The sequence below is a fragment of the Gordonia rubripertincta genome, assembly GCF_038024875.1.
Lineage (GTDB): Bacteria > Actinomycetota > Actinomycetes > Mycobacteriales > Mycobacteriaceae > Gordonia > Gordonia rubripertincta.
Window position 1 is genome coordinate 5,067,633 of sequence record NZ_CP136136.1, and the last position, 24,533, is coordinate 5,092,165.

Genomic DNA, 24,533 nt, shown 5'->3' on the forward strand with positions numbered 1-24,533 from the left:
CGGCCGGTGCGTGCCACAAGCCCGCCACCGACAACACACATCATCGCCCAGGGGGGACACATGCCCGAGATGATCGCACCGAAGGTACTCAGCTTCGCCTCGATACTCGACGATACGACACGGACGCAGGCGCACGAGATCTCGTCACTGCCGTTCATCCATCCGCACGTCGCGCTGATGCCCGACGCCCACGCCGGCAAGGGATCCGCGGTCGGCACGGTCATCCCGACCGTCGACGCCGTGATACCGGCCGCGGTCGGCGTCGACATCGGCTGCGGGATGATCGGCGTGCAGACGTCGCTTCGCACGTCCGACATCACCGGTTTCGACCTCGCCGACCTGCGCGCGCGCATCGAGAAGGCGATCCCGCTGTCGCCGGGCAACTACAACAAGACGGTGCTGCACTCGCATACCGAGGCCAGGATCGTCGAGTTGGAGCACGCTGCCGCGGAGAAGGGTGTGGACCTCGCGCACTCACCCAAGTGGCGTGAGCAGCTCGGTTCGCTCGGCGGCGGCAATCACTTCATCGAGTTGTGCGAACAGGTCGAGGACGAGCAGAGCGGGGATGAGGGCACCGGCAGCATCTGGTTGTTCCTGCACTCCGGCAGCCGAGGCGTCGGAAACAAGATCGCGCAGAAACACATCAAGGTCGCCCAGAAGCTGTGCCGCCGTTGGCACATCCAGCTGGCGCATCCCGACCTCGCGTACCTCGCCTCCGGCACACCGGAGTTCGGGGATTACATCCGGGAACTGCGGTGGGCGCAACGGTTCGCCTTCGAGAACCGCGCGGAGATGATGGACCGGTTCGTCACCGTGTTCGGTGAGTGGCTGGGCGACAACGCTTTGCGGCTCGTGGACCCGGTGGAGGTCCGGCGGATCAACTGCCACCACAACTACACCGAGAAGGTGGAGATCGCGGGCCGTCAGGTGTGGCTCACCCGTAAGGGCGCCATCGACGCCGGTGTCGGCACATACGGCCTCATCCCGGGGTCGATGGGCACCAAGTCGTATGTGGTGCGGGGGCTCGGGAGCGAGTCGGGGTTGTTCTCGGCACCGCACGGTGCGGGCCGCCGTTTCTCGCGGTCCAAGGCGAAGAAACTGTTCACCCTCGACGATCTCGCCGAGGCGATGACCGGCATCGAGTATCGGCACGGCGCGGAATGGATCGACGAGATCCCGGCCGCCTACAAGCCGATCGACCAGATCATGGACGACGCCCGTGATCTGGTCGAGGTCGAGGCCGTGCTGACCCAGCTGCTCAACGTGAAGGGCGTCTGACCCCACTGCCGGTTGAGTGGGCGGCGCCACGAGCGCGGGGACCGATCGGAACCAGACCGCCGCGGACGCCTAGATCGTCATCGCCTCGCGGACGGTCGCCTCCGCGGCCGCACCGCCCTCACCCGACGACGTGACCCGGCCACTCTCGAGCACGTAATACTGTTGTGCCGCTTCGAGAGCGAATCCGATGTGCTGTTCGACGAGCAGCACGCCGAGCCCGCCCCGCTGGGTGAGGGTGGTGATGGTCTGCTCGATCTCGGCGACCACCGACGGCTGGATGCCCTCGGTCGGTTCGTCGAGGATGAGCATCCGCGGTTCGGTGATGAGCGCTCGGGCGATCGCGAGCTGCTGACGCTGACCACCCGACAGCAGGCCCGCGCGCCGGCCCAACAGTTCCTGCAGCGCCGGGAACATGTCCAGCATCTCGGCGATGAGTTCTTTGCCGCGCTTGCGGCCATCGGCCACCACCTGCAGGTTCTCCGCGGTGGTGAGGTGACCGAAGCTCTGCTGGCCCTGCGGGACATAGGCGATGCCGTGCTTGACCCGGGCGCTCGGACGGGCCTTGGTGATGTCGACACCGTCGAACGTGATGGAACCCCTGGTGGTCTTCACCAGACCGACGGCGGCTCGGAGCAGCGTCGTCTTGCCGGCGCCGTTGTGCCCCATCACCGCGACCACCCCGTCGGACGGGACCTCGATGTCGACGCCGTGGATGACCTCGGTGCGGCCGTATCCGGCGTGCACCCCGGAGAGTTTCAGCATCGTGTCAGCCCTTCTTCTCGGCCGAGACAACCGGAGCGTCGTCGAATTCGGCGGCGATCTCTTCGAGTTCCTCACCGCCGGCGGCGGTTCCGAGGTACACCTCCTGGACCTTCGGATTGGCCTGCACCTCCGCGACGCTGCCCTCGGCCAACACCTGACCGCGGGCGAGGACCGTCACCGACGTCGCGAATGCCCGCATGAAGTCCATGTCGTGTTCGACGACGACCACGGTCCGCTCACCGCCGATCCGGCGCAACAGGTTTCCGGTCTCCTCACGTTCCTCGTGGCTCATACCGGCAACCGGTTCGTCGAGCAGCAAGACCGAGGCGTTCTGCACCAGCAGCATGCCGATCTCCAACCACTGCTTCTGACCGTGCGCGAGGACGCCGGCCGGGGTGTCGCGCAGGTCCTCCAGGCCGATGGTCTCGAGGGCTTCGGCGATCCCCTCGGGGATCTCGGTGGGCCGACGTCGAAGCATGGTCCACACCGACCGGCCCGCGCCGGCGGCGATGTCGAGGTTCTGCAGCACGCTCAGTTCCTCGAAGACGCTGGCGGTCTGGAAGGTTCGACCGACGCCGAGGCGCGCGATCTGGTGCACCTTCTTGCCGACGAGTTCCACTCCCGACTTCTGGATCGACCCGGTGGCCTTCACCAGACCGGTGATCGCGTCGATGATCGTCGTCTTGCCGGCGCCGTTGGGACCGATGAGGAACCGCAGATCCCCCTGCAGCAGCGTGAGATCCACGTCGGTGACGGCCTTGAAGCCGTCGAACTCGACGGACAGGCCGCGCACCTGGAGGTAGTCGCTGTCCATCCCGGCGTTGCCACCGGCGACCGGTTCGACCGGGCTCACCGTCTCTGATCCGCTCATGAGGAGGCTCCTACCTTGCTATCTGCTAGTTCGTCGATGTCACCGGTGGGCGACGGACCGGCCGCCTTCTTCCGGCGCCACTTGAGCGCGGCAACGATCCCGGCGAGTCCGGCCGGGAAGAAGCCGACGACGACGATGAACAGGATGCCCTGCGCGTAGGTCCATCCGGAAGGAAAGTTCTCCGACAGGCTGGTCTGCGCCCACGCAACCGCGATGGCGCCGAGTACCGGTCCGAGAAGTGTTGTGCGACCACCGATCGCAACACCGATCAGGAACGCGATGGACGGGACGATGCCGACGTCGGCGGGTGAGATGATGCCGACGATGGGCACGAACAGGGCGCCGGCGATGCTCGCGAACAGGGCGGCGATCGCGTAGGCGACGACCTTGACGTTGGCGGGGTCGTAGCCCAGGAAGCGGACGCGCTCCTCCTGATCGCGTACGGCGACGAGCAGTTCGCCGTAGCGGCTGTACATCAGCTGTCGGGTGATCGCGACGACGACGAGCAAGGTGGCGGCCGCGATGTAGAACAGCAGGTGCCGGTTCACCGGGTCGTTCAGTGCGAGACCGAAGAAGCTGCGGAAGCGGTTGAGGCCGTTGCTGCCGCCGGTGCTCTGCTGGCCGATGAGCAGAATCGCGAAGGCGGCGGCGAGCGCCTGCGACAGGATCGCGAAGTAGGCGCCCTTGACCTTCCGCTTGAACACACCCAGACCCAGCAGGACCGCGATCAGGGTGGGCACCAACAGGATTCCGAGGATGGTCACCACCGGCGAGGCGAACGGCTTCCAGTACCCGGGGAGTTCGCGGATTCCGGCGATCTGCATGAAGTCCGGCACGTCGTCGCCGCGGATCTCGGCGTCGGCGATCTTCAGGTGCATCGCCATGATGTAGGCGCCGATACCGAAGTACACACCCTGGCCGAGGGTCAGCATGCCGCCCCGACCCCAGGCCAGACCGATCCCGACCGCGACGATGCCGAAGCACAGGAACTTGCCGAGCAGATTGAGCCGGAAGTCGGAGAGCACCGCGGGTGCGACGCCGAACAGGAGCACCGCCGCGACGGCGAACCCCGCGTAGGTCTTCCAGTGACCGCTGAAATAGTCCTTCACACGAGACTCCTCGACTGGACCGTGAACAGGCCCTGGGGGCGGATCTGCAGGAAGATCACGATGATCACGAACACGGCGACCTTGGCCACCGATGCGGTCGTGTTGTATTCGATGAACGAGTTCAGGATGCCGAGGGCGATGGCCGCGATGACCGCGCCCTTGATCTGGCCCAGGCCGCCGATGACGACCACCAGGAAGGCATCGATCAGGTAGGTCATACCGGTGTTGGAGCTGGTGGAACCGATGAGGGTCAGCGCCACACCGGCGACGCCGGCAAGCCCGGAGCCGATGAAGAACGTGGTGATATCGGTTGTCCGGCTGGAGATTCCGCTGGTCTCGGCCAGGTCGCGGTGCTGGACGACCGCACGGATCCGACGCCCCATCGGGGTGTACTTCATCGTCACGGCGATCGCCACCACCGCGATGACGGCCAGCAACATGATGAACAGACGGGTCTTGGGAACCACCGCACCGAGGATGTCGACGCCGCCGGACAGCCACGGCGGCGCGGTCACGCGGACCGCGGGAGCACCGAAGATGTCACGCGCGAGCTGCTGCAGGATCAGGCCCACGCCGAACGTCACCAGCAGGGTGTCCAGCGGACGGTCGTACATGCGCTTGATGAGGGTGACCTCGAGCAGCACACCCATGAGGCCACCGACCCCGAACCCGATGAAGAGCGAGACGATCAGGGACACACCAGCGTTCGAGATCAGGTACTCCTGCACCGAATACGCGGTGTAGGACCCGGCCATGATGAACGACCCGTGGGCCATGTTGATCACGCCCATCTGACCGAAGGTCAGGGACAGGCCGAGGGCTGCCAGGAGCAGGATCGAGCCGAGACTGAGCCCGGTGAAGAGCTGTCCGATAACGGTTTCCACGTTCCCATCCGTTCGTCGTGGGTGTCGATGCGGGCGACCAGGGTGACCCGTCTCGCGCGGGGCACGAGACGGGTCACGTCAGGTCAGCTGCTGAGGCCCTCGGCCCACGGGTAGGACTTGAGGTACGGGTCCGGCTCGATCGGCTGGCCCGAATCCCACACCGAGTAGATGAGGCCGTCGCCGCGGATCTCACCGATGCGAGCGGTCTTGGTGATGTGATTGTTCTCGCCGTCGATGGTCACCAGACCCTCGGGAGCCTCGAAAGTGACCCCGCCGGCGGCCTTCTGGACATCGGCGACAGCGAACGAGTTCGCCTTCTCGACGGTGTTCTTCCACAGGTACACCGAGACGTAGGCGGCCTCCATGGGATCGGAGGTCGGCTTGTTGGCGCCGTAGGCGGCCTTGTAGTCACGGACGAAGGACGTGTTCGCCGGGTTGTCGATGGTCTGGTAGTAGTCCCACGCGACGAGCTGCCCCTCGATGTTCTCCACACCGATACCGCCGACCTCTTCCTCGGCGATCGAGACCGACACGACCGGCATCGCCTGCGGGGTCAGACCGACGTTCTTGTACTCACGGAAGAAGGCCACATTGGAGTCGCCGTTGAGGGTGTTGAACACGGCGTCGGCGTCGGCGGCCCGGACCTTGTTGACGATGGTCGAGAAGTCCGTGGAACCGAGCGGGGTGTAGTCCTCGCCCTTGATCTCGATGCCGTTGGCCTCGGCGTAGGCCTTGATGATGCGGTTGGCCGTCTGCGGGAAGACGTAGTCGCTGCCGACGAGGTAGAGGGACTTGACGCCCTTCTCCTTCAGGTACTCCAGGGCCGGCACGATCTGCTGGTTGGTGGTGGCACCGGTGTAGAAGATGTTCTTCGACGACTCGAGGCCCTCGTACTGCACCGGGTAGTACAGCAGCGAGTTGTTGTCCTCGAAGACCGGCAGCATCGCCTTACGACTCGACGACGTCCAGCCGCCGAACACCGCCGCGACGCAGTCCGCCGAGATCAGCTTCTCCGCCTTCTCGGCGAAGATGGTGGGTTCGGAGGCGCCATCCTCGCCGATGAGCTGGATCTGCTTGCCCAGCACGCCGCCGTTGTCGTTGATCTGGTCGACGGCCAGCTTGATCGAATCGCGCACGGTGACCTCGGAGATCGCCATCGTGCCCGACAGCGAGTTCAGCGAGCCGACCTTGATGGTGTCGCCCGAGGTGTCGACGCAGGACTCGGCGCTCGATGCCGAGTCGCCACTGGCCGAGCTGCCACAGGCGCTGAGCGCGAGTGCGACGGCGGACAGTGCCGCGGGGATGAGGATGCCGTACCGCCGACGGCGTGTGGGGGTGACGGCGGACGGCAATGAATCAAACGGCATCCGAAGGCCTTTCTCAATACGTCTCAGGTGGGATAGGCGGGCCGTGACAGATACCCGGCGCTCCTCGCACCGCGTGACCCCCCGATTGATACGCGCTGCCACTCGGTCGGCGACCTCGCGTATGTCGGGTAAACGTATTTAGGCTTTGTTTCGTCGGCGTGACGGGAGATGAATTCCCTGTTTCCGCTTCAGGTCGGCTCACGCCGAATTCACGCTGCCGAATGTTGTTGTCGGAATAGCTTTTTGAACGACAAAGGGCGACACATCGGCTGGAATGCGTCGCCCTTCGTCTCGTGCCCTCAGTGCGTGAAAGCGGCTTCGACCTCCGCGCGATCGAGCTCGGGGTCGGAGCCGAGTTCGTAGCGGGGCAAGGTGTGGGGCACGTCGGTGCCGCCGGCGACGCGGCGCTTGGCGGCGGCGAATTCCGGCGCCTCCCCCATCGACAGATGGGCCGAGTTGATGATGGTCCACACGGCGGATCGGCGGGCGCGCCGTTCGACCGGGTTCGGCGGCCGGTAGGAGATGAGTTGCTGGGCCCAGCGCGGCTGGATGTCCCGGATCGCCCAATCCACCGCTGCCTGAGCGCGATTCCGCAGATTGGCGCCCGTGGCCATCGCGTTGCCGTGCGTCAGGGCCAGGCGGGGCAGGTACGACTCGAGACATTCCAGGGTGTCGGCCTTGGTGGTGGGCAGGTCGGTTCCGCCGAGCGCATGACCCACACGCACGAATTCCCGGTAATACATGTCGAGTTCGGCTCCGCGCAGGGGCCGCGGGTGGTAGATCTCGTGCGCCGTCGCGATACCCCACACGACCGTCGCATAGTTCCATCGCAACCACTCCGGATCGTCGGCGTCGTAGGCCGCGCCGTCGGGCCGGACACCCTTGATCGTGTGGTGCATCGCCCGGACGGTACGGGCGAGCCTCTCGGCGGTTTCCGTCGATCCGTAGGCGGTCCCCATGAAAAACGCGAGCGAGTGCCCGAGTCGGGTCATCGCACCGTCCGAGTCGATGGCGGTGGTCGCGGTGCCGTCCGCACGTCGCCGGACCAGACGGGAGTGATGCATGCCCATCCAGAAGATGCTGGGGTCGAGGCGCTCGATGTACGACGCGCTCTGCAGTCCGAAGATCAACGCGGGCGTGTGCGAGTGGACGTACCAGGTGGCGCTGTCCGGTCCGAACCACCCGGGGTCCCCGGCCGGGTTGTCGAATTCCATCCCGCGGAAGAACTTCGCCCGGATGTTCTCGTCGAACTTGCCGTTGAGCCACGATCCCAGCATCTCGTGCGGCAGGTCCACCGGGACCCATTCCGGCGACGGCAGCCGTAGGGGCGCCAGGGGAACGTTCATCGATCGTCCTTTCTCGATATCGACGTCCGGAGCCGGGCCATCCCCGACCCGGACCACCGATACGACGACGCCACATCGGCACGGTCGCCATGTGGTCACGGTTGTACTCACTTTAACGCTTTGGGTACATGCGTGACCAGACCTTGCTCCGTGCCGGGTCAGCCCGTCTATGGTGAAACGATGTCGAGTCCGACCCGATGGGCCGGCGTCCCCCTGGAGGACCGCCGCGCCGAGCGCCGAGCGATCCTGATCGCCGCGGCTCTCGACATCTTCGGAGGCAGCGGACCCGAGACCGAGTTGTCGGTGCGGTCGGTGTGCCGGCACTGCGGGTTCAACACCCGCTACTTCTACGAGAGCTTCGCCGACACCGACGAGCTACTCGGCGCCGTCTACGACGCCACCGCCGCCGAGCTGGGCGCGGTGGTCGAGGCCGCCATGACCACCGCAGGCCACTCGGTCCGAGCACGCACCCGCGCCGGCATGCTGGCGGTCCTCGGTCACGCGTCGGAAGACCCGCGTCGCGGCCGCATCCTGTTCACCGAGGGACGGACCAATCCGGTGCTCGCGCAGCGGCGTGCCGCGACCCAGAACACGCTCTTCGAACTCTCTTTCGCCGAGGCCGACGCCCGGGAGACCGATCCGCTCACCGGTCGGGTGCGGGCGGCCGTCTTCACCGGCGCCATGGCCGAGCTCGCCCAACAGTTCCTCGCCGGGAGTCTCGGGAACGACCTCGAACGGGTCGTCGACGAGGCCCTGGCCACGCTCATCCCCGGTCGTCGCTGATCGCCGACTGCCGGCCGAGGTGCTCGAGCTCCCCACGTTTCACTCCACCGAGCGCGACGCTGTCCGCGCGAGCACTTGGATCGTCGTCGGCCCCATACCCCGATCGAGCGCGCGGATCATGACGACGACGCCGACACCCGAGAGCACCAGGGCCGTCGCGAACAGCGTCGGGAAGCCGAACAGATCACCGACGACGCCTGCCGCGAACCCGGCCGCACCCTGCACGCCGACCACCGCGCAGGCGAACAGCGTGTAGTCGCTGCCCTCGTATCCCTTCTCGCACGCGTCCATCATGAGCGTGAACACCGCGACGGTCGCCGCTCCACCGAGAATGTGTTCGGCCAGGCTCGCACTCACCACGAGCCAGAACCCGCCGACGCCCGAAGCAGCCACCAGATACAGAGCCAGACTGAGAGTTTGGGTGACACCGCCGAACAGCAGGGCCTGGCGGCGTCCGTAGCGGAACGCCAGCCACCCGCCGAGGGCCGCGCCGGCGAGCGCACCCGCCGACGACAACGCACCCTCGACGAGGGCGATCTGACCCAGGCTCAGGCCGGTGTCGGACATGAAGGGCCCGACGAGAGCCGAACCCATCGAGTTGCCGAACTTGTAGGCCCCAACGACCAGGATGAACACCACAACGCCCGGGCGTCGTAGCCGGACGAGCCAACCGGTGAGGAGCAGTGACGGCGTCGGCCGCGAGACCTGCGCCTGTTCCGTCGACGTTGTCGTCGCGTCCGCGGGCGTGCGGGCGAGGAACCAGACCGGGATCGTGAGGATGACGAGCAGGATCGACATCGCGACGAAGAGGCTGTGCCATCCGGCAAGCGAGAACAGCCACAGGAGTCCACCGCCGCCGACGATCATGCCGACCCGGTAGGCGCCCACCTGAATCCCGTTGCCCAGACCCCGTTGTCGGGGTCCGAGGGTCTGTACGGCCAGCCCGTCGGTGGCGATGTCCTGGGTCGCCGACGCCAGGTTGATCACCGCGATGCCGACGAGGATCCAGGCCAGCGTCCCGGAGACGTCGAGGCAGGCCAGGAGGAGTGCGACCGTCGCGGACGTCAGTTGCATCGCGAGGAGCCAGCGGCGTCGGGTTCCGTACCGGTCGACATACGGCGCCCAGAGGAACTTGAGTCCCCACGGCGCGAAGAGCAGCCCGTACACGCTGATCTGCGTGAGGGAGTACCCCTCCTCGCGCAGGATGACGGGCACCGCCTGGCTGAACAACCCGTACGGCAGGCCCTGCGCGAAGTAGAGCGCCGTGAGCAGGACCATGGTGCCGACGGCGAGCGTGCCGGTGCGCGACGGGGTCGACATGGCAGACATCATGCCGCAGTCACGAGGACGGGGCTGTCGCGGTCAGACCCTTCTCAGCGATTCCGGCGCGGCGTCAACCCGCCATGGCCGGGAACGAGAGAGTCACCAGCATCAACGCGAAGAGGAACCACGCGGCGCCCTGCCACATCGGCCAGGTTCCGCCGCGGCGGTAGGTGCGGTAGGCGATGACCAGCGCGCCGAGACCACCGAGGACGAATACGCCGGGAACCAGAGATGCGAGGACCATGTTCGTGCGATCGACGGCGAGGAAGATCGCACACGCGATGGCTCCGACTCCGACGACGGCGGCAACGTAGAGCGCTGCGGACCGGTAGCTGCCGGTGTCCTGCCACCTCTTCTCGACGTCCTGTCGCCCGCGGTCGGTGGGATTCTGTACGTCGTTCATGCCGACGGCATACCCATACCGACCTGCGCACGAAACCCCCAACCCCGGTGAGTAGTACTACTCATGTCCGGTGGACCGTGAGGAGACAAGGTCATTCCATGACCACGTCCAGCAGCCCATTCGGGGGCGATCCGGGAGCCGCGACACTCGCGCGGATCTCCACCGAGTTCGATGCCATCGCCCGCCAGATGTCCACGGTCTCGGCCGAGTTCGCCGAACTGCGGCGGATCGTCGCAGATGCCGAGAGTTCTTCCGCCGACGCCGCGCGGCCCGACCATCCGGTGCAGCCGGAACCGGCACGGCGGGAGGCTCCGGCCGGACGGCTCACCCCGCCCACCGTGGCCCTGACACCACCCGCACCTCCGACGGGCCCGCCGCCGGTCAACCAGCAACCGGCAACTCCGTGGGCATCACCCGGACGTCCGCCGAGCCTGGGTTCGTATGGCTACGGACCGCCTGTGCCGCCGGCTCCGTCACGTCCGGGGACGCATCCCGCGTACGGTCCGATGGTGCGTCCACCGGCCGCTCCCCTGCAGCCGCGTCCCCCCGCGCGCCCGTTGTCCGAGCGTGTCGCCGCAGCCGCCGAGCGTGGTCTGATCGGCAAGATCCTCGCCACCGCCGGTGTCGGCGTCACATTGATCGGCATCGCCCTGCTGCTGGTCCTGGCCGCGCAGGCCGGCATCCTGCGCCCGGAGTTCCGCGTTGCGGGCGGCGCGGTGCTCGCGACCGCGCTCGTCGGCACCGCGATCTGGTTGCGCCACAAGCCGGATGGCCGGATCGGCGCGATCGCCACGGCGGCCACAGGTATCGCGGCCGGTTACCTCGACGTCCTGGCCGCCACCAAGATCTACGAGTGGCTCCCCGTCGTGGCGGGTCTGGCAGTCGCAGGCGCCGTCGCGGCCGGCGGCCTGGTTCTCGCATACCGCTGGCGCAGTGAACATCTCGGCCTGCTCGTGGTGGTTCCGCTCATCGTTCTCGGTCCGGTGCTGACCGGCGGTCTCGACATGACCCTGATCGCGTTCATGGTGGTACTCGCTACCGCGTCGGCGTGGGTTCAGTGGGGCCGCGACTGGATCTGGTTGCACACCGTGCGACTGGCCGCGCCCACGGTCCCGCTCACCGTCGTCGGCCTGGCCGCCCTGGGCGGGACGAGCACCACGAACACCGGATTCCAGTTCGCCGGCGCCGCACTCGTCGTGATCGTCCTCGGGTTCGCGGGCGCGCTCGTGGCGATGCCCAACACCCGATTCCGTGAGCTGTACGCGGGCCTGGCGTCGGCCACGACGATCCCGGTCCTGTTCGCCGGTGCGGTCCTGGACACCGCGGGTGCGGTCGCGCTGCAGGCGGCGGTCGCCGTGCTCGTCATCGGTGTCACCGCCACCGGCTCCGTGGTGCGGACCGAGCGCTTCGTACTCCCCGACCCGGTCGCGCAGATCTGGACCGCGACCTCGCTCGTCGTGCTGTTCGTCGCGATCCTCGTGTGCTTCGACGGCATGGTGGCCGTGTCCGCGGTACTCGGCCTAGCAACGGTGACGGCCCTGGTGGCACGCGCATCGTCGGCGACGTCGCTCGTGCTGCTGGGCGGAAGCACGGTCCTCTGGGGAATCGGCTTCGCAGCCCTGCTCGACGACATGCCGCCGTACGTGCTGGCCCAGGCTCGTCTCATGGAGGACAGCGCCTCGTTGTCGATCGTGATCGGTGGCCTGCTCGCCGCCGTGGGGGCCGTCGTGATCGCCGTCGGGTGGACCCGACTGACGACCGGGGACCTGGGCCGCGTCGCCTACGCTGCTGCGGCCGTCGTCGTGGTGTACACCGTCACCGCCATCAGTGTCACGTCCGGAGTGCTGATCGCCGGGGCGGACGGCTTCCTCGGCGGGCACGTCATCGCGACCACCTGCTGGGTCGTCCTCGCCGGCGCGGCGCTGGCCGTCGCCCGGCGCCGCACGGGCAACGAACGCACCGCCGCGGTCACCGGCGGCCTGGTGCTCGTCGCCGCGGCGATGGCCAAGCTGTTCCTGTTCGACCTGGCCACCCTCGACGGGATCTTCCGGGTCCTCGTGTTCATCGTGACCGGTCTGATCCTTCTGGGACTCGGCGCCTGGTACGCCAGGGCGCTCCAGGGCGAACGCGCCCCGGGGTCGCCGATCACGACCCCGGGATCGGATACCTCGGTCAGACCGTCTTGACGGTCTCGATCTCGACGGGCGCCGCGACGTCGACCTCGGTCGTCTCGTCATGGGAGACGGGTCGGCGGTCGGCGGCGGTGCGCGCGTGGGTGATGTAGATCGTCAGGCCGACGAGGGTGAGTCCGCCGACGAGATTGCCGATGACCGTGGGGATCTCGTTCCAGACGAGGTAGTCGCCGATCGAGAAGTCGCCCCCTAGCATCAGTCCCGAGGGGAACAGGAACATGTTGACGATCGAGTGCTCGAAACCCATGTAGAAGAACACCATCACCGGCATCCACATGGCGAGAACCTTGCCGGGCAACGACGTCGACATCATCGCGCCGACGACACCGGTGGACACCATCCAGTTGCACAGGACGCCGCGGATGAACAGCGTGAGCATTCCGGCAGCGCCGTGCTCGGCGTAGCCGACGGTGCGGCTCTCGCCGATATGGCCGAGTTGCTGACCGATCTCGTCCGGGTCGACGCTGAAGCCGTAGGTCACGATCACCGCCATCATCACCGCGACCGTGAAGGCACCCAGGAAGTTCCCCAGGAACACCCAACTCCAGTTGCGCAGCATGGATTTCACCGTCACACCGCGTCGTTTGTCGATCAGTGCGAGGGGGACGAGCGTGAACACCCCGGTGAGCAGGTCGAAACCCATCAGGTACAGCAGGCAGAAGCCGACCGGGAACAGCAACGCCCCGAGCAGGGGTTCGCCGGTGCGGACTGTGACCGTCACGGCGAAGGCCGCGGCGAGGGCGAGGATCGCGCCGGCCATGTAGGCGCGGATGATCGTGTCGCGGGTGGACAGGAACACCTTCGCCTCACCGGCGTCGACCATCTTCACCGCGAATTCGGACGGATTCACATAGGACAAGAGATTCTCCCCGAGCGTTTCGATTCGTGACTCTTGTCCCCATCGAATCGAGACAACATGTCGTCGAGGTGTCGTCGGGACGACCCGGTGTTACATCGACCTCTCTCGAGCAGTTCGTCGAAGTGATGTTTCGCCGCGATTACCTCGTCGTCGTGCCGTCGTGTCCGTCGTGTGAAATCTCCGGCCGAGTCCGGCAACACCTTGGAAATCCGTAAGCACGTGTGCATGGTGGAGACAACCTCGACGTACCAACGGGATTCGACCGGACCGCCGGTTCCTCGCGTCGACGGGGCATCACCGAATCGACGAGGAGACACGATGACCACCCCGATCATGCCGAAGTCCGACGCCGCCGACCTCATCGTCGCGGCCCGAATCCGGCAGGGACTCACCTGGGCGACGATCGCCGAGAAGATCGACGCACCACTGGTGTGGACGGTCGCGGCCCTGCTCGGCAAACATCCCGTCCCGGCGGACAAGGCCACCGCGGTGGTCGAGATGCTCGGCCTCGGCGAGGGCGTCGCGGAGAGCCTGCGGCAACAACCGACCCGGACCCCCGACGAGGCCGCGACCAGCGACCCCACGATCTACCGCTTCTACGAGGCCCTGGACGTCTACGGCCCGGCGCTCAAGGAGCTCATCCACGAGGAGTTCGGTGACGGGATCATGAGCGCGATCAACTTCAAGGTCGACATCGCCCGTCGCGCCCACCCGGGTGGCGACCGCGTGGTCGTGACCTTCGACGGGAAGTTCCTCGACTACAACTGGTGATCGCGCCGTCGCCGTTTCGTAGCTCCAACCCGCGGTGAGCGCGGGTTGGGGCTATAAACGTGCGGCTCAGGCCCGCTCGACCGGCATCCAGATCTCGGCGTCGGCGTGCGACTCGGTCAGCTCGACGTAGCGCACGAACGTCGGTCCGGGGCGTAGTCGCCACGGACTCGACGGGAACCACTCGGTGGCCGTCGCGGCCCAGGTCTCCTGGAGCATCTGCGGGAACGGGCCGGACGACCGGAACGTGGCCCACGAGCCGGCGATCACCGGGATGCTCGACAGATCGTCCGGAACCGTCGAATCGTGCTGCAGCGCAACACCGTGCAGGTAGGTGACCGGTGTGCCTTCGGGCACGTCGGGCTCGCTTCCGTCCGTGATGGCCAGGATGCCGGCAGGTTCAGTGTCGTTGATCGACTTGAGTCGCACGTGTTCCTCGGGCGCGATCGAGGCGATGTGCTGTTGGATGTGCGGATTGACTCCTTCGTAGATGAGCGGCACCTGTGCTGCGTGCCCGGCGAGTACGAATGCGGGTCGGTCGGTGATCGTGACGTCCATAGGACGGCTCCCTTCGACGGTCAGGCGAAACCTGAGTACGGTTTGCGTTGCGAAAGGACCGCCATTTGTCCGCACGTCCGACGGTGACACTCCATGCACCGAGCGAAAGGCCCGGCCGAACGCCTCGACCGACGAATAGCCGTAGCGCACCGCGAGAATCAGCAGGCCGGTGTCGCTGCTCACGAGATCCGTTGCGGCGAGGGTCATCCGGCGACGCCGCACGTACTCCGAGAACGGCATCCCGGCCAGCGAGGCGAACATCCGGCGCAGGTGATACTGCGTCGTCCCGTGGGACCTGGCGAAGCCGGTCAGGTCGATGGGCTCGTCGGTGTTCCGGTCGACGAGATCGACGAGTGCGTTGAGCGTGCCGATCATGGCTCTCCTTTCGTCCACGATCATGGTCGCCCCGCACGGCCTCGCACCCGATCGTTCCGGTCACGAATTGTCAGCGCAATCCATAGCTTCAACTCGCGGTGAGCGCGGGTTGAAGCTATGAAACGGCGGCGCGCGAAGTCATCGAAGTGCTGAATCAGCGCAGATCACCAGCCGAAAACTTTCGTCTGACACCCCTTGTATTGAATTGAGCGCAGTCGCATACTCAGGTATGGGCACGTCAGACCAGCAGTCCTCCGCAGGCACCGCGACGCGGAGAGGCTACGACTCGTCACTGCGACGTGACCAGGCGGCGGAAACCCGCGCACGTGTGCTCGACACGGCCACCAGGATGTTCGCCGAGCGTGGCTGGTCGGTCGGGGTACGCGAGATCGCGGCCGGGGCCGGCGTGTCCTTCGAGACCGTCTATGCCAAGTTCGGTTCAAAGACAAAGCTCTTTCTCGCCGCTTTCGACGTGGCGGTGGTCGGGGACGATCGTCCGGTCCCCCTTGCCGAGCGCTCGGAGTTCGCCGCGATGTCCGCCGGCGATCGTCGTGAACGGTCGGCAGCCGGCGCCGCCCTGGCCGCCGAGATCTACGGCAGAACCGCGGGTCTGTACCGCGCGCTACGGGAAGGCGCCTCCTTCGACCCCGAACTCGCCGCCCGGCTCGCCGACGCATACCGCCGACAGCGCTCGGATGTACGAGCGGCGGGCGAGGCCGTCGCAGGACGCTCACTCACCGACGACGAAGCCGAGGGTTTGTGGGCGGTGATCAGCACCGAGGTCTACGACCTCCTCGTCAACAACGCCGGATGGAGCCAGACGCGCTATCGAAACTGGCTCGCCGACGCCACCCTGCGGCTGCTCGGTCCAGATTGACTCCAGCCCTTCGAATGAGAGGACAGCGCCATGTCCACCACCCCGCACGAACCCGCCGACACCCGGAGCATGGGCGTCGTGCACAGCGCGCTGCGCCGCGACTTACGGCGTACCCGTGTCGTTCTCACGTCACCGCCCCATCCCGACGATGCCCGACGGCGCGCCCTCGCCGACCACCTCACATGGATGATGCACTTCCTCCATCTCCACCACACCGGCGAGGACGAGGGACTGTGGCCGCTCATCCGGTCGAGGAACCCCGGTGCCGCAGCACTTCTCGATGACATGGAAGCCGACCACCTTCGCATCGCCCCCGCCGTCGACGCTTTGGTCGATGCCGCCTCTGACTACCGCGTGAGCACGGAGTCACGGGAGGCATTGATCCGCGCACTGGATCGACTCTCCGATGTACTGCTTCCCCACCTCGAACGTGAGGAGCTCGACGCCATGCCGGTCGTCGCGGCAACTATCAGCACCGCGGAGTTCCGCGACGTCGAACACGAGTATTTCGTCAAGCCAAAGGGATTCGCCGAACTCGGCCGAGAGGGCCACTGGGTCGTCGACGGCCTCGGAGACGAAGACCGAGATCTGATCTACGGTGTCGTGCCGGCCATCCCGCGGTTCATCCTCGTGCACGGCTTCGCCCGCGGTTACCGGCGTCGGGCCGAACTCATGTGGGGACACGGTCCGGCGTCGAAGATCGGTCCGGTCGCCGTCGGCGCGAGGAACGCGTCATGACTCGGCGTCTCGCCCACCACGGTCGCAACGAAGCATTCGCCCACGCCCCGCCCGAGGCCGTTTTCGCGATCATCTGCGACGTGACGCGGGTCGGCGAGTGGAGCCATGAGTGCCGAGGTGCGCGCTGGGTCGGCCCCGAGAACGCGGCGGCACCCGGCGTTCGTTTCCGCGGTACCAACAGGTCCGGCATCTACCTGTGGAACCGGTCATGCGTGTTCACCGTGGTCGAACCGCCACGTGTACTGGCCTGGAAGACCATCGGACTGATGGGCAAGATCGACAGCACCGAATGGCGGATCACGCTCGAGCCGGAGGCGAACGGCACGCGGATCGTGCAGACGTACGATTTGCTCCACGTCGCGCGGGGTTTCGACCGCTTCTACTGGTGGCTCATCAAGGGGCACCGGGATCGGCGTGCCGCGCTCGCCGAGGATCTCGAACGGCTGGCCGGACTCGCCGCAGCCCGGCCGCGCACGCGACTCCCGACCCACAACGCATGACAGCAAAGCCGAGAAACAGCTGAAACCCGACGGCCGGGTTGCCAGGAAGTTCGCAGGTAACCACCGGCTTACTCTCAACAATGCCCGGCATCGTGGTCCCGTGAACGCACCTCAGTCCCCCGACCACACGCCCACCGAACCGCTGGGGCAGCCCGGCCATCCCCTACCCCCGTATGGCGGGTGGGACGGTCCGCCCTTCGTTTCACCATCTGCGGCCGCTACGCCGTCCCCGCCTCCGCGGCCCCGTACCGTCACGAAGCCGATCATCGTCACTGCCCTGCTCGCCGGGCTGTTCGGCGGCGCCATCGGCGTCGGCGGCAGCGCGCTGCTCGACCACCAGGCCGCATCAACGCCACCGGTACTCAGTTCCCAGCCCGCGAACGCGGTGACGGCCGCCGACGCCAAACCGGGGTCGATCACCTACGCGGCGAAGGTGGCGTCGGCGTCAACCGCCGACATCAAGGTGCAGATGGCCCAGGGCAGCGCAGTCGGCAGCGGCATCGTCCTGTCGTCGGACGGCTATGTACTCACCAACAACCACGTCGTCGCCGGTGCCGGATCGGGCAGCAAGATCGTCGTGACGACCAGCGACGGCAAGCAGTTCCCGGCCTCGGTCACCGGGACCTCGCCGTCGTACGACCTCGCGGTGATCAAGCTCGACGGCGCGTCGGGTCTCACCCCTGCGACGCTCGGTGACTCGGACGCGCTGCAGGTCGGCGAACAGGTGGTGGCCGTCGGCAGCCCCGACAGTCTCTCGAACACGGTGACGTCCGGCATCGTCAGCGCGCTCTCGCGAACCGTGACCGCCGGCGACGACACGGGTTCAGGGGTCACCGTCTACAACGGCCTGCAGACCGACACCCCCATCAACCCCGGCAATTCCGGTGGGCCGCTGGTGAATCTGCAAGGTCAGGTCGTCGCGGTGAACTCCGCCGTCGACACCGGGCAGGCCTCGACGGGCGGGCCGCAGTCCTTCGGCCTCGGCTTCGCCATCCCGATCAACACCGCCGAACGTATCGCGAACCAGTTGCTGAAAAGTGGCGAGGCCTCGAAACCTGTTCTGGGCGTATCGGGTTCGTTGTCATCATCGAGCCGGGGGGACGGCGCGAAGGTCACGGTGCAACAGGGCGGACCAGCCGCATCGGCGGGTATCTCGAGCGGCGACGTGATCACGAAGATCGGTGACACCCCCGTCGCCGACTACGCCGATCTGATGGCACAGGTCCTGACGCACGCCCCGGGCGCGACGGTACCCGTGACCATCGGCTCGGGATCGGATGCCCGGACCGTCCAGGTGAAGCTGGGCAGCACCGTCGACAAGCAGCAGACGACGGTGCCCGAATCCGACGGGCAGTCCGGAGGTCCACGACTCCCCTTCGGCGGCAACCCGTTCGGCGCGATCCCGTGACCGGACCCGCGTTCAGCCGACGGTGATCGCCTCGAGACGCTCCCGGATGAACTCCCCGGACACCACGGGTTCGAGGCCTGCTCGCCGTCCGAGTGGTTTCCCGATCGGGGTAACCACCGCGTCATGGTCGAGCTCGTAGAAGAAGATCAGCGACATCAGGTCTTCTTCGGGAGCGTCGGGCTGTGGCGGCAGCACGCGATGGCGTCCCGCCGGCCACCGTCCACCGGACCAGTACTCGAGCAGGTCCCCGATGTTCACCGTCAGTGCGGCCGGGTCGTACGGAGCGTCCGCCCAGCCGCCGTCCTCGCTGTAGACCTGCAACCCGCCGGAGCCGGGTTCCCGGTCGAGCACGGTCACGGTCCCGAAGTCGGTGTGCGGCCCGATGCGGTACTGCCCCGGTTCGGGTTCACCCACCACCGCCATCGCCGGGTAGTGATTGATGTTCGACGTCCAGGTGGCGTTCCCGGCGAGGTCGCGGAACGGATTGTCGGCGGCGGCGAACCCGAGTGACGCGGCCATCAGGGCGAGCAGGTCGTCGGAGAGCGTCTTGCACTGCGCGGTCCACGCGGTGAACAGTTCCTTCAACCGGGGCGCCTCGATCGGCCAGACGTCTGGCGCGAACCAGTAGTCGTCGACCTCCGGGACACCCACCGGCGTCTGCGCACCGGAGTTGTAGGTCTCCTTCAGATCCGGCGGGGTCTCGGTACCTTCGGCATATCCGTTGGCCTCCATCCCCGGCCCGATCCAGCCGCGCCCGCCGACGCCGACCGCGTACTTCTGCTTCACCTCGGCCGGCAACGCGAAGAACGCCCGCGCCGCCGCACGCAGCTCGGCAGGTAACACCGGGTCGATACCGTGTCCGGTGACCAGCAGAAACCCCGCCTTTTGCAAGGATTCGTCCACCGCGGCGCACACCGCCGCGGCATCGGCTCCGCCCGCGCGCCAGCGGGACAGGTCGACGGTGAGGATCGGACTGTCGGTCATGCCTCGTCGCCATCCTCATCGGCGACGCCGATGTCCTCGTGCCACAGAGCGGGTTCGGCCTCGATGAACTCCGTCATCATCGTCACGCAGCGCTGGTCGTCGAGGATCGTGACCGGGATTCCGAGTTCGGCGAGCCAGTCCTCGCCGCCCTGGAACGTACGGTTCTCCCCGATGACCACCGCGCCGATGCCGAACTGCCGGATCAGGCCGCTGCAGTACCAGCATGGTGCGAGAGTCGTGACCATGATCGTCGACGAATAGTCCCGCTGCCGGCCGGCGGCGCGGAACGCGTCGGTCTCACCGTGCACCGACGGATCGTCGTGTTGGACACGACGATTACGCCCCTCGCCGAGGAGCTCTCCGCCGGCGGAGAACAAGGCGGCACCGATCGGGATGCCGCCCTCGTCGAGACCCAGGCGGGCCTGTCGGTAGGCCGTGTCGAGCAGGTGCGAGAGGTCGATACCCGAGACGGCGTCGGTGCGGGAACTCATACCGACAGGGTGCCCACCCGGCCGGCGAGCGGCAACTGACACTTCGTCGTACTGCACACGACGCCGAACGTGCATATCGTCCTTTCATGTCCGGCTCTTCGGTCACGTCGTTGCGTGACGTCATCCATCGGCATCTCATTCCCGCCGGCCCTCGGGTACTCACCGCCCACGACCGGCTCGACGTCCCGGTCCGATGGGTCCACTCCAGCGAGATCTTCGAGATCGGTCCGCTGCTCTCGGGCGGGGAGCTCCTGCTCACCACGGGGCTGGGACTCGGCGGCCTCGACGCCGGCACGAGGCGTCACTACGTGCGTGATCTCGCCGAACGCGGGGTCGCCGGAATCGCTTTCGAGATCGGCCGGACCTTCGACGCCGTCCCCGAGGAGATGGTCCGCGAAGGGTCATCGGTTGGCCTGCCGATCATCGAATTGAACCGTGTCCTGCCGTTCATCGACATCTGTCGCGACGCGAACACCGCGATCGTCTCCGACGAGATCGACGAACTACGACTCCGCACAGCACTCGACGACGCCCTGCACGACGACCTCGTGGCACCGGGCGGGGTCGCGCGGATGCTGGCGCACGTGGCCGAGACAACCGGGCGGGCACTGGTTCTGGTCGGGGCCGGAGGTGCACTCCTCGCCGTGCACGGCGTCGACGACGACCGATCGGCATGGCGTCTCGTCGATGCGTCCCCGGTCTCGGTTCCGGTGATCGTCCGCGACCGTGAGATCGCACGACTCGTGGCCTCCGGCGACGGACCCGAGATGCCCCTTTCCCAGCTCACCGCCCTGCTGAGGGTGGCCACCGGACCGATCGCCTCGACGCTGACCCGCTCGGGCGCACGGCATTCGGCCGTCGGCGCGCGCCTCGTCGAGGAGATGGTCGGTGGGCGCGCGCTGCGACGCGCGGACCTGATCGCGCGGCTCGCGAGCGCCGGCGTGCCCGCTGTCAACAGCACACGTCTCGTGACCGTGGCGGCCGATGCGCTCGATCCGAGGATGGCCGAATCGGTTCTGACGCGCGCTGCGGCGGCGACCTCGGGGCTGGTCCAGGCGACGATCGACGCGACGGTCTTCGGGCTGGTCGCGGCGCCCCCTGACGCCGAGGACCCCGTCGACCACGTCGCAGACGCGGTCGACAAGGCGGCCGGAGGCCCGGGCCGGATCACCGTGGTCGTCGGCGAGACGTTCCGACTGGGCGACTCCTCACCTGGAATCGAGATCGTCGCGGCGATCGCGGATTCGTTGCGGAACAACGCCCGCCGTCTCGATCGTGCCGCTCTGCACGTCCGCGAAGACCGGACCCGCCGCGTCTTCACCGGTCGCGAACTGGTTGCCGACGACGTCGTGCACGCACTTGATGCGCAGACGCGGTCGGATCTGCAGTCCCTGGTGGCCCCGCTGGTGGAACATGACGCGAGACAGTCCACCCAGTTGGTCGCGACGCTCGATGTCCATCTGCGCCACGGGTGTAGCGCGACGCGCTCGGCGGCGGCGCTGCACATCGGGCGGCAGAGTCTCTATCAGCGCCTCGACCGAATCCGGAGCCTGCTGGGGTTCGACCCCACCGCCGCGGCGGTCTACCCGTCGATGTTGTTGGCGGTCAACGCCTCCCGGGCGTCGACCGGCCTCGACATCTGATCCGGGACTCCGGCTCAGGACCGGGGTTGCTGCGACTGCGCCACTCGTCCCCGGGCGAGGATCAGATAGAGTCCGAACGCGAGCGCGAAACCGACGAAAGCGCCGATGTCGCCCAGCTCCGGGATCGCCCTGACGACATACCCGACGAACCGCTCCTGGTTGCAGAACAACAGGACCGAGGCAAGCAGGCCGAGCACGAACGCCGCGACCCCACCCCAGTTCGCGTAGCGGGTGTCGTACAGGAGCGTGAGGGTCGGCGGCTCCTTGCGCAACAGGCGATCTGCGAAGACCACACCGAGCCACGGCCCGATCCAGTACGCGACGAGGAGCAGGAACGCCTCATACGACGCCGCAGCATCGGCCAAGGCCCACCAGGCGACGAGGAAGCCGACGACGCCGAAGAACACCGTCACCAGCGCACGCTGCAGGCCCACGGGCAGCCGAAATCCCATGGCGAGGAACGCCATCGAACCGGAGTAGACGTTGATCGCGTTCGCGGCGACGGCGCCGACGGCGATCGCGAGGAGCGTGAGATCGGCGACGAGGCTCGGCAGGTTGGCGGTGAACGCCTCGGTCGGGTTGTCCGACACCGGGTCTCCGATGGTCACCGATGCCGCGCCCACCACCATGAGGAACGTGCACGAGAGGAACAGACCGGAAGAGGCGAACAACCCCGTCTTGACCTTGGACACGGTCGGCGGCAGGTAGCGCGTGTAGTCGGCGGCATACGGGGTCCACCCGGCGGTGTAACCGAACGCGGCACCCATGGTCAGCAGGAACCCCCCGATGGCGAAGCCACCGTCAGCGGACGGCGCGGACACATGGGACTTGCCGAAGATGATCACCGCGCCCACCACGAAGATGACGGCGAGTACGGGAGCGGCGATGCGTTCGAACCGCTGGACCAGGTTGTGCCCGAAGAACGCGAAGGCGGTCTGCGCGACGACGATGATGACCAACCCGAGCAACGGCGTGATCCCGAACAGCGTCGACAACGCGAAGGCGCCGCTGACGCTGTTCGTCGCGAACCATCCGACGCCGCACATCACCGCCATGAAGGTGGCCGGCAGGATGTTGCCGCGGTACCCGAACGCGAGGCGCCCGAGCACCATCTGCGGAACCCCGTGCAGCGGACCTTCTGCCGACAGCAGGAAGTGCGCCGCCGCCCCGAGCAGGTTGCCGATGGCCATCGCCGCGACGGCCTGCCAGAACGACAGTCCGAAGTACAGGATCGAGATGACACCGACGAAGATCGTCGCGAACTCGAGGTTGGGCGCGGTCCAGGTCCAGAACAGGCCTCGCGGTGCGCCGTGGCGAGCCTCGACCGGGATCGCCTCGTTGCCCCCGGGTTCGACGGCGAGCACCTTGTCGCCGTAACCGCCCTGCGGGGCATCCGTCGCGTCGGGACTGTTCAAGGGTGCGCCGATTGCCATGGCGCCACTCTGCTGGTCAGCGCATCGGTCGGCAACCGACAGTCTGTCCGGTGAGCGCCCGTTGCCGACGGACAGATCGACTTGCGGGCGACATCCACGCTGCTCACACGTGCCCGGCGGTGGACTCCCGTTCCTCCACCACGTCTCCGGAGCGTCGTCGATGCAGCACGACGCCGACCGTCACGATCACCACCGCCGACAACGCCGACAACCCGATGGCCTCCCGCTGCTCGGCGTCGAAGGCCATCAGCACCAGCACGCCGACGATGAACACCATCACCACGATCGTCAGGTACGGGAACAGCCACATCTTGACGGACGGCTGCTCTCCCCTGGCCCGCAGCGACCGACCGAGCACGAGCTGACTTGCCGAAACACTCAGATAGACGAACAGCGCGACCGCACCACTCGTCGCGAGTAGGTAGCCGAAGATCTTGTCGGGCAACACATAGTTGCCGATGACGGCGACGAAGCCGACGACCATCGACGCCAGCACCGCGACCCACGGCACTCCGTGGCCCGTCAGCGACCGGACCGCCTGCGGTGCATCGCGCCGACTCCCGAGCGAGTACAACATCCGCGAGGCCGTATACAGCGCGGAGTTCAGACAGGATGCCACGGCCGTGAGGATCACGAGGTCCATGATCAGCGCCGATCCGGGCAGACCGATCGCCTCGAGCACCGACTGGTATGAGCCGTCGGAGAGCTGGTCGTACGGCATCAGGGCCACGACGACGAAGATCGAGCCGATGTAGAAGAGCGAGATCCGCCAGATCACCGAATTCACGGCCTTGGTGATGCCGCGCTCCGGATCGGGCGATTCTGCAGCCGCGATCGTGACGATCTCGGTGCCCATGAACGAGAACATCGTCACGAGCAACCCCGCGATGACCGCACCGAAACCGTTGGGCATGAAACCATCCGGCTCCCACAGATGGTGGAGACCGCTCACCCCCGAGTGCGGGATGAGACCCAGGATCGCCAGGATGCCCACCACGATGAACGCGACGATGGCGACGACCTTGATGAGCGCGAACCAGAACTCGAACTCGCCGTAGTTGCCGACGCTGATCAGGTTGGTGACGGTCAGCGCGATCGTCACCGCGAGCGCCCAAATCCACTGGGCGCCACCGATCAGGTCGGTGAGGATCGCGGCGGCCGCGGTCGCCTCGACCGGGATCACCAGCACCCAGAACCACCAGTACAACCAGCCGACGGAGAACCCCGCCCACCTGCCGAGGGCACGGTCGGCGTAGACGGAGAACGAACCGGTGTCGGGGTCGGCGGTCGCCATCTCGCCGAGCATCCGCATGACCAGCACGACGAGGGTGCCCGCGAGCGCATAGGAGATGAGAACAGCCGGGCCGGCCTTCTCGATCGCGTTCGCCGAGCCGACGAACAGACCGGCGCCGATGACCCCGGCGATCGAGATCATCGTGATGTGGCGGGGTTTGAGACTCGATCCGAGCCGGTCGGCCGGCGGGTCGGAGGCGCTCACTCGCGCCGGGGTTTCGCTCATCGCGGCATCGCTTCCATCCGGTGTGTTCCACGCCACGACTGGCGCCGTCCCCGGATTTTCCC

General features: G+C 67.1%; 23 protein-coding genes. 9 read left to right on the plus strand and 14 right to left on the minus strand.

Going from position 1 to position 24,533, the window contains the following annotated elements; genetic code table 11:
- Positions 1-60 precede the first annotated feature (60 nt).
- Positions 61-1,278, plus strand: a complete 1,218-nt coding sequence (locus RVF83_RS23135; RefSeq protein WP_005198586.1) for an RtcB family protein — start codon at positions 61-63, stop codon at positions 1,276-1,278.
- A gap of 69 nt (positions 1,279-1,347) precedes the next feature.
- On the opposite strand, the gene urtE is transcribed toward RVF83_RS23135, so the two are convergent.
- The 6 genes from urtE to RVF83_RS23165 form a co-directional block, all read right to left on the minus strand.
- Positions 1,348-2,040 (minus strand): urea ABC transporter ATP-binding subunit UrtE, encoded by a 693-nt coding sequence (gene urtE / locus RVF83_RS23140; protein ID WP_005198584.1) that lies wholly within the window; start codon positions 2,038-2,040, stop codon positions 1,348-1,350.
- 4 nt (positions 2,041-2,044) lie between these two features.
- Positions 2,045-2,911 carry an urea ABC transporter ATP-binding protein UrtD gene (urtD, locus tag RVF83_RS23145; protein ID WP_005198582.1) on the minus strand — a complete coding sequence of 289 codons (867 nt, stop codon included), beginning with the start codon at positions 2,909-2,911 and terminating at the stop codon, positions 2,045-2,047.
- Positions 2,908-4,020, minus strand: a complete 1,113-nt coding sequence (gene urtC / locus RVF83_RS23150) for an urea ABC transporter permease subunit UrtC (protein ID WP_005198581.1) — start codon at positions 4,018-4,020, stop codon at positions 2,908-2,910. The genes urtD and urtC overlap by 4 nt, the downstream gene beginning before the upstream one ends.
- Entirely contained in the window at positions 4,017-4,904 is an 888-nt protein-coding gene (gene urtB / locus RVF83_RS23155) for an urea ABC transporter permease subunit UrtB (RefSeq protein ID WP_005198578.1), read from the minus strand. Before urtB ends, urtC begins: the two co-directional genes overlap by 4 nt.
- Positions 4,905-4,987: 83 nt before the next feature.
- Entirely contained in the window at positions 4,988-6,271 is a 1,284-nt protein-coding gene (gene urtA / locus RVF83_RS23160; RefSeq protein WP_005198576.1) for an urea ABC transporter substrate-binding protein, read from the minus strand.
- A 299-nt stretch (positions 6,272-6,570) separates the two neighbouring features.
- Positions 6,571-7,617: an oxygenase MpaB family protein gene (locus RVF83_RS23165; RefSeq protein ID WP_005198574.1), complete on the minus strand. Its 1,047-nt coding sequence runs from the start codon at positions 7,615-7,617 to the stop codon at positions 6,571-6,573.
- Between the two features lie 180 nt (positions 7,618-7,797).
- On the opposite strand from RVF83_RS23165, the gene RVF83_RS23170 reads away from it, so the two are divergent.
- Positions 7,798-8,400: a TetR/AcrR family transcriptional regulator gene (locus RVF83_RS23170; RefSeq protein WP_005198572.1), complete on the plus strand. Its 603-nt coding sequence runs from the start codon at positions 7,798-7,800 to the stop codon at positions 8,398-8,400.
- 39 nt (positions 8,401-8,439) lie between these two features.
- Here RVF83_RS23170 and RVF83_RS23175 read toward each other — a convergent pair whose 3' ends face one another.
- Positions 8,440-9,720: an MFS transporter gene (locus RVF83_RS23175; protein WP_005198570.1), complete on the minus strand. Its 1,281-nt coding sequence runs from the start codon at positions 9,718-9,720 to the stop codon at positions 8,440-8,442.
- A 73-nt stretch (positions 9,721-9,793) separates the two neighbouring features.
- A complete protein-coding gene (locus tag RVF83_RS23180; protein WP_005198568.1) occupies positions 9,794-10,126 on the minus strand; it encodes a hypothetical protein in 333 nt (110 codons plus the stop codon).
- Positions 10,127-10,224: 98 nt separating this feature from the next.
- On the opposite strand from RVF83_RS23180, the gene RVF83_RS23185 reads away from it, so the two are divergent.
- A complete protein-coding gene (locus RVF83_RS23185) occupies positions 10,225-12,312 on the plus strand; it encodes a DUF2339 domain-containing protein (protein ID WP_005198566.1) in 2,088 nt (695 codons plus the stop codon).
- Here the strand turns inward: RVF83_RS23185 and RVF83_RS23190 are convergent.
- Positions 12,299-13,177 carry a formate/nitrite transporter family protein gene (locus RVF83_RS23190; RefSeq protein ID WP_005198564.1) on the minus strand — a complete coding sequence of 293 codons (879 nt, stop codon included), beginning with the start codon at positions 13,175-13,177 and terminating at the stop codon, positions 12,299-12,301. The two genes, RVF83_RS23185 and RVF83_RS23190, sit on opposite strands and share 14 nt — an antisense overlap.
- 318 nt (positions 13,178-13,495) lie before the next feature.
- Here RVF83_RS23190 and cynS point away from each other — a divergent pair, with 318 nt between their 5' ends.
- Positions 13,496-13,948, plus strand: coding sequence for a cyanase (gene cynS, locus RVF83_RS23195; RefSeq protein ID WP_005198562.1), 453 nt, complete (start codon positions 13,496-13,498; stop codon positions 13,946-13,948).
- Between the two features lie 66 nt (positions 13,949-14,014).
- Here cynS and RVF83_RS23200 read toward each other — a convergent pair whose 3' ends face one another.
- The gene (locus RVF83_RS23200) at positions 14,015-14,878 is read right to left on the minus strand and encodes an AraC family transcriptional regulator (protein ID WP_005198560.1); all 864 of its coding nucleotides are present in this window, start codon (positions 14,876-14,878) and stop codon (positions 14,015-14,017) included.
- Between the two features lie 229 nt (positions 14,879-15,107).
- Between RVF83_RS23200 and RVF83_RS23205 the strand changes: the two genes are divergently transcribed.
- The 4 genes from RVF83_RS23205 (at position 15,108) to RVF83_RS23220 (ending at position 18,401) form a co-directional block, all read left to right on the plus strand.
- Complete coding sequence (locus tag RVF83_RS23205) at positions 15,108-15,755, plus strand: TetR/AcrR family transcriptional regulator (protein WP_039880424.1); 648 nt, start codon at positions 15,108-15,110, stop codon at positions 15,753-15,755.
- 30 nt (positions 15,756-15,785) lie between these two features.
- Positions 15,786-16,493, plus strand: coding sequence for a hemerythrin domain-containing protein (locus RVF83_RS23210; protein ID WP_005198555.1), 708 nt, complete (start codon positions 15,786-15,788; stop codon positions 16,491-16,493).
- Complete coding sequence (locus tag RVF83_RS23215) at positions 16,490-16,993, plus strand: SRPBCC family protein (RefSeq protein WP_039880423.1); 504 nt, start codon at positions 16,490-16,492, stop codon at positions 16,991-16,993. Before RVF83_RS23210 ends, RVF83_RS23215 begins: the two co-directional genes overlap by 4 nt.
- 100 nt (positions 16,994-17,093) lie before the next feature.
- Positions 17,094-18,401, plus strand: coding sequence for a S1C family serine protease (locus tag RVF83_RS23220; protein WP_039880422.1), 1,308 nt, complete (start codon positions 17,094-17,096; stop codon positions 18,399-18,401).
- Positions 18,402-18,413: 12 nt separating this feature from the next.
- Here the strand turns inward: RVF83_RS23220 and RVF83_RS23225 are convergent, their stop codons facing one another.
- Positions 18,414-19,385, minus strand: coding sequence for an isopenicillin N synthase family dioxygenase (locus RVF83_RS23225; protein ID WP_005198545.1), 972 nt, complete (start codon positions 19,383-19,385; stop codon positions 18,414-18,416).
- Complete coding sequence (locus tag RVF83_RS23230) at positions 19,382-19,876, minus strand: nucleoside deaminase (protein ID WP_039880420.1); 495 nt, start codon at positions 19,874-19,876, stop codon at positions 19,382-19,384. Before RVF83_RS23230 ends, RVF83_RS23225 begins: the two co-directional genes overlap by 4 nt.
- Before the next feature lie 86 nt (positions 19,877-19,962).
- Here RVF83_RS23230 and RVF83_RS23235 point away from each other — a divergent pair, with 86 nt between their 5' ends.
- On the plus strand, positions 19,963-21,519 hold the full coding sequence (locus RVF83_RS23235) for a PucR family transcriptional regulator (RefSeq protein ID WP_039880419.1): 1,557 nt from the start codon (positions 19,963-19,965) through the stop codon (positions 21,517-21,519).
- 14 nt (positions 21,520-21,533) lie between these two features.
- On the opposite strand, the gene RVF83_RS23240 is transcribed toward RVF83_RS23235, so the two are convergent.
- Together RVF83_RS23240 and RVF83_RS23245 are read right to left on the minus strand one after the other, a co-directional pair.
- Positions 21,534-22,952 (minus strand): purine-cytosine permease family protein, encoded by a 1,419-nt coding sequence (locus RVF83_RS23240; RefSeq protein ID WP_005198539.1) that lies wholly within the window; start codon positions 22,950-22,952, stop codon positions 21,534-21,536.
- Between the two features lie 103 nt (positions 22,953-23,055).
- Entirely contained in the window at positions 23,056-24,471 is a 1,416-nt protein-coding gene (locus RVF83_RS23245) for an amino acid permease (protein ID WP_005198537.1), read from the minus strand.
- Positions 24,472-24,533 lie beyond the last annotated feature (62 nt).

Bases quoted from the DNA above. Each gene is read 5' to 3' on its own strand.
- RVF83_RS23135 (WP_005198586.1), top strand. From the start codon at position 61: ATGCCCGAGATGATCGCACCGAAGGTACTCAGCTTCGCCTCGATACTC.
- urtE (WP_005198584.1), bottom strand. From the start codon at position 2,040: ATGCTGAAACTCTCCGGGGTGCACGCCGGATACGGCCGCACCGAGGTC.
- urtD (WP_005198582.1), bottom strand. From the start codon at position 2,911: ATGAGCGGATCAGAGACGGTGAGCCCGGTCGAACCGGTCGCCGGTGGC.
- urtA (WP_005198576.1), bottom strand. From the start codon at position 6,271: ATGCCGTTTGATTCATTGCCGTCCGCCGTCACCCCCACACGCCGTCGG.
- RVF83_RS23165 (WP_005198574.1), bottom strand. From the start codon at position 7,617: ATGAACGTTCCCCTGGCGCCCCTACGGCTGCCGTCGCCGGAATGGGTC.
- RVF83_RS23170 (WP_005198572.1), top strand. From the start codon at position 7,798: ATGTCGAGTCCGACCCGATGGGCCGGCGTCCCCCTGGAGGACCGCCGC.
- RVF83_RS23175 (WP_005198570.1), bottom strand. From the start codon at position 9,720: ATGTCGACCCCGTCGCGCACCGGCACGCTCGCCGTCGGCACCATGGTC.
- RVF83_RS23180 (WP_005198568.1), bottom strand. From the start codon at position 10,126: ATGAACGACGTACAGAATCCCACCGACCGCGGGCGACAGGACGTCGAG.
- RVF83_RS23185 (WP_005198566.1), top strand. From the start codon at position 10,225: ATGACCACGTCCAGCAGCCCATTCGGGGGCGATCCGGGAGCCGCGACA.
- cynS (WP_005198562.1), top strand. From the start codon at position 13,496: ATGACCACCCCGATCATGCCGAAGTCCGACGCCGCCGACCTCATCGTC.
- RVF83_RS23200 (WP_005198560.1), bottom strand. From the start codon at position 14,878: ATGATCGGCACGCTCAACGCACTCGTCGATCTCGTCGACCGGAACACC.
- RVF83_RS23205 (WP_039880424.1), top strand. From the start codon at position 15,108: ATGGGCACGTCAGACCAGCAGTCCTCCGCAGGCACCGCGACGCGGAGA.
- RVF83_RS23210 (WP_005198555.1), top strand. From the start codon at position 15,786: ATGTCCACCACCCCGCACGAACCCGCCGACACCCGGAGCATGGGCGTC.
- RVF83_RS23215 (WP_039880423.1), top strand. From the start codon at position 16,490: ATGACTCGGCGTCTCGCCCACCACGGTCGCAACGAAGCATTCGCCCAC.
- RVF83_RS23225 (WP_005198545.1), bottom strand. From the start codon at position 19,385: ATGACCGACAGTCCGATCCTCACCGTCGACCTGTCCCGCTGGCGCGCG.
- RVF83_RS23230 (WP_039880420.1), bottom strand. From the start codon at position 19,876: ATGAGTTCCCGCACCGACGCCGTCTCGGGTATCGACCTCTCGCACCTG.
- RVF83_RS23235 (WP_039880419.1), top strand. From the start codon at position 19,963: ATGTCCGGCTCTTCGGTCACGTCGTTGCGTGACGTCATCCATCGGCAT.
- RVF83_RS23240 (WP_005198539.1), bottom strand. From the start codon at position 22,952: ATGGCAATCGGCGCACCCTTGAACAGTCCCGACGCGACGGATGCCCCG.
- RVF83_RS23245 (WP_005198537.1), bottom strand. From the start codon at position 24,471: ATGAGCGAAACCCCGGCGCGAGTGAGCGCCTCCGACCCGCCGGCCGAC.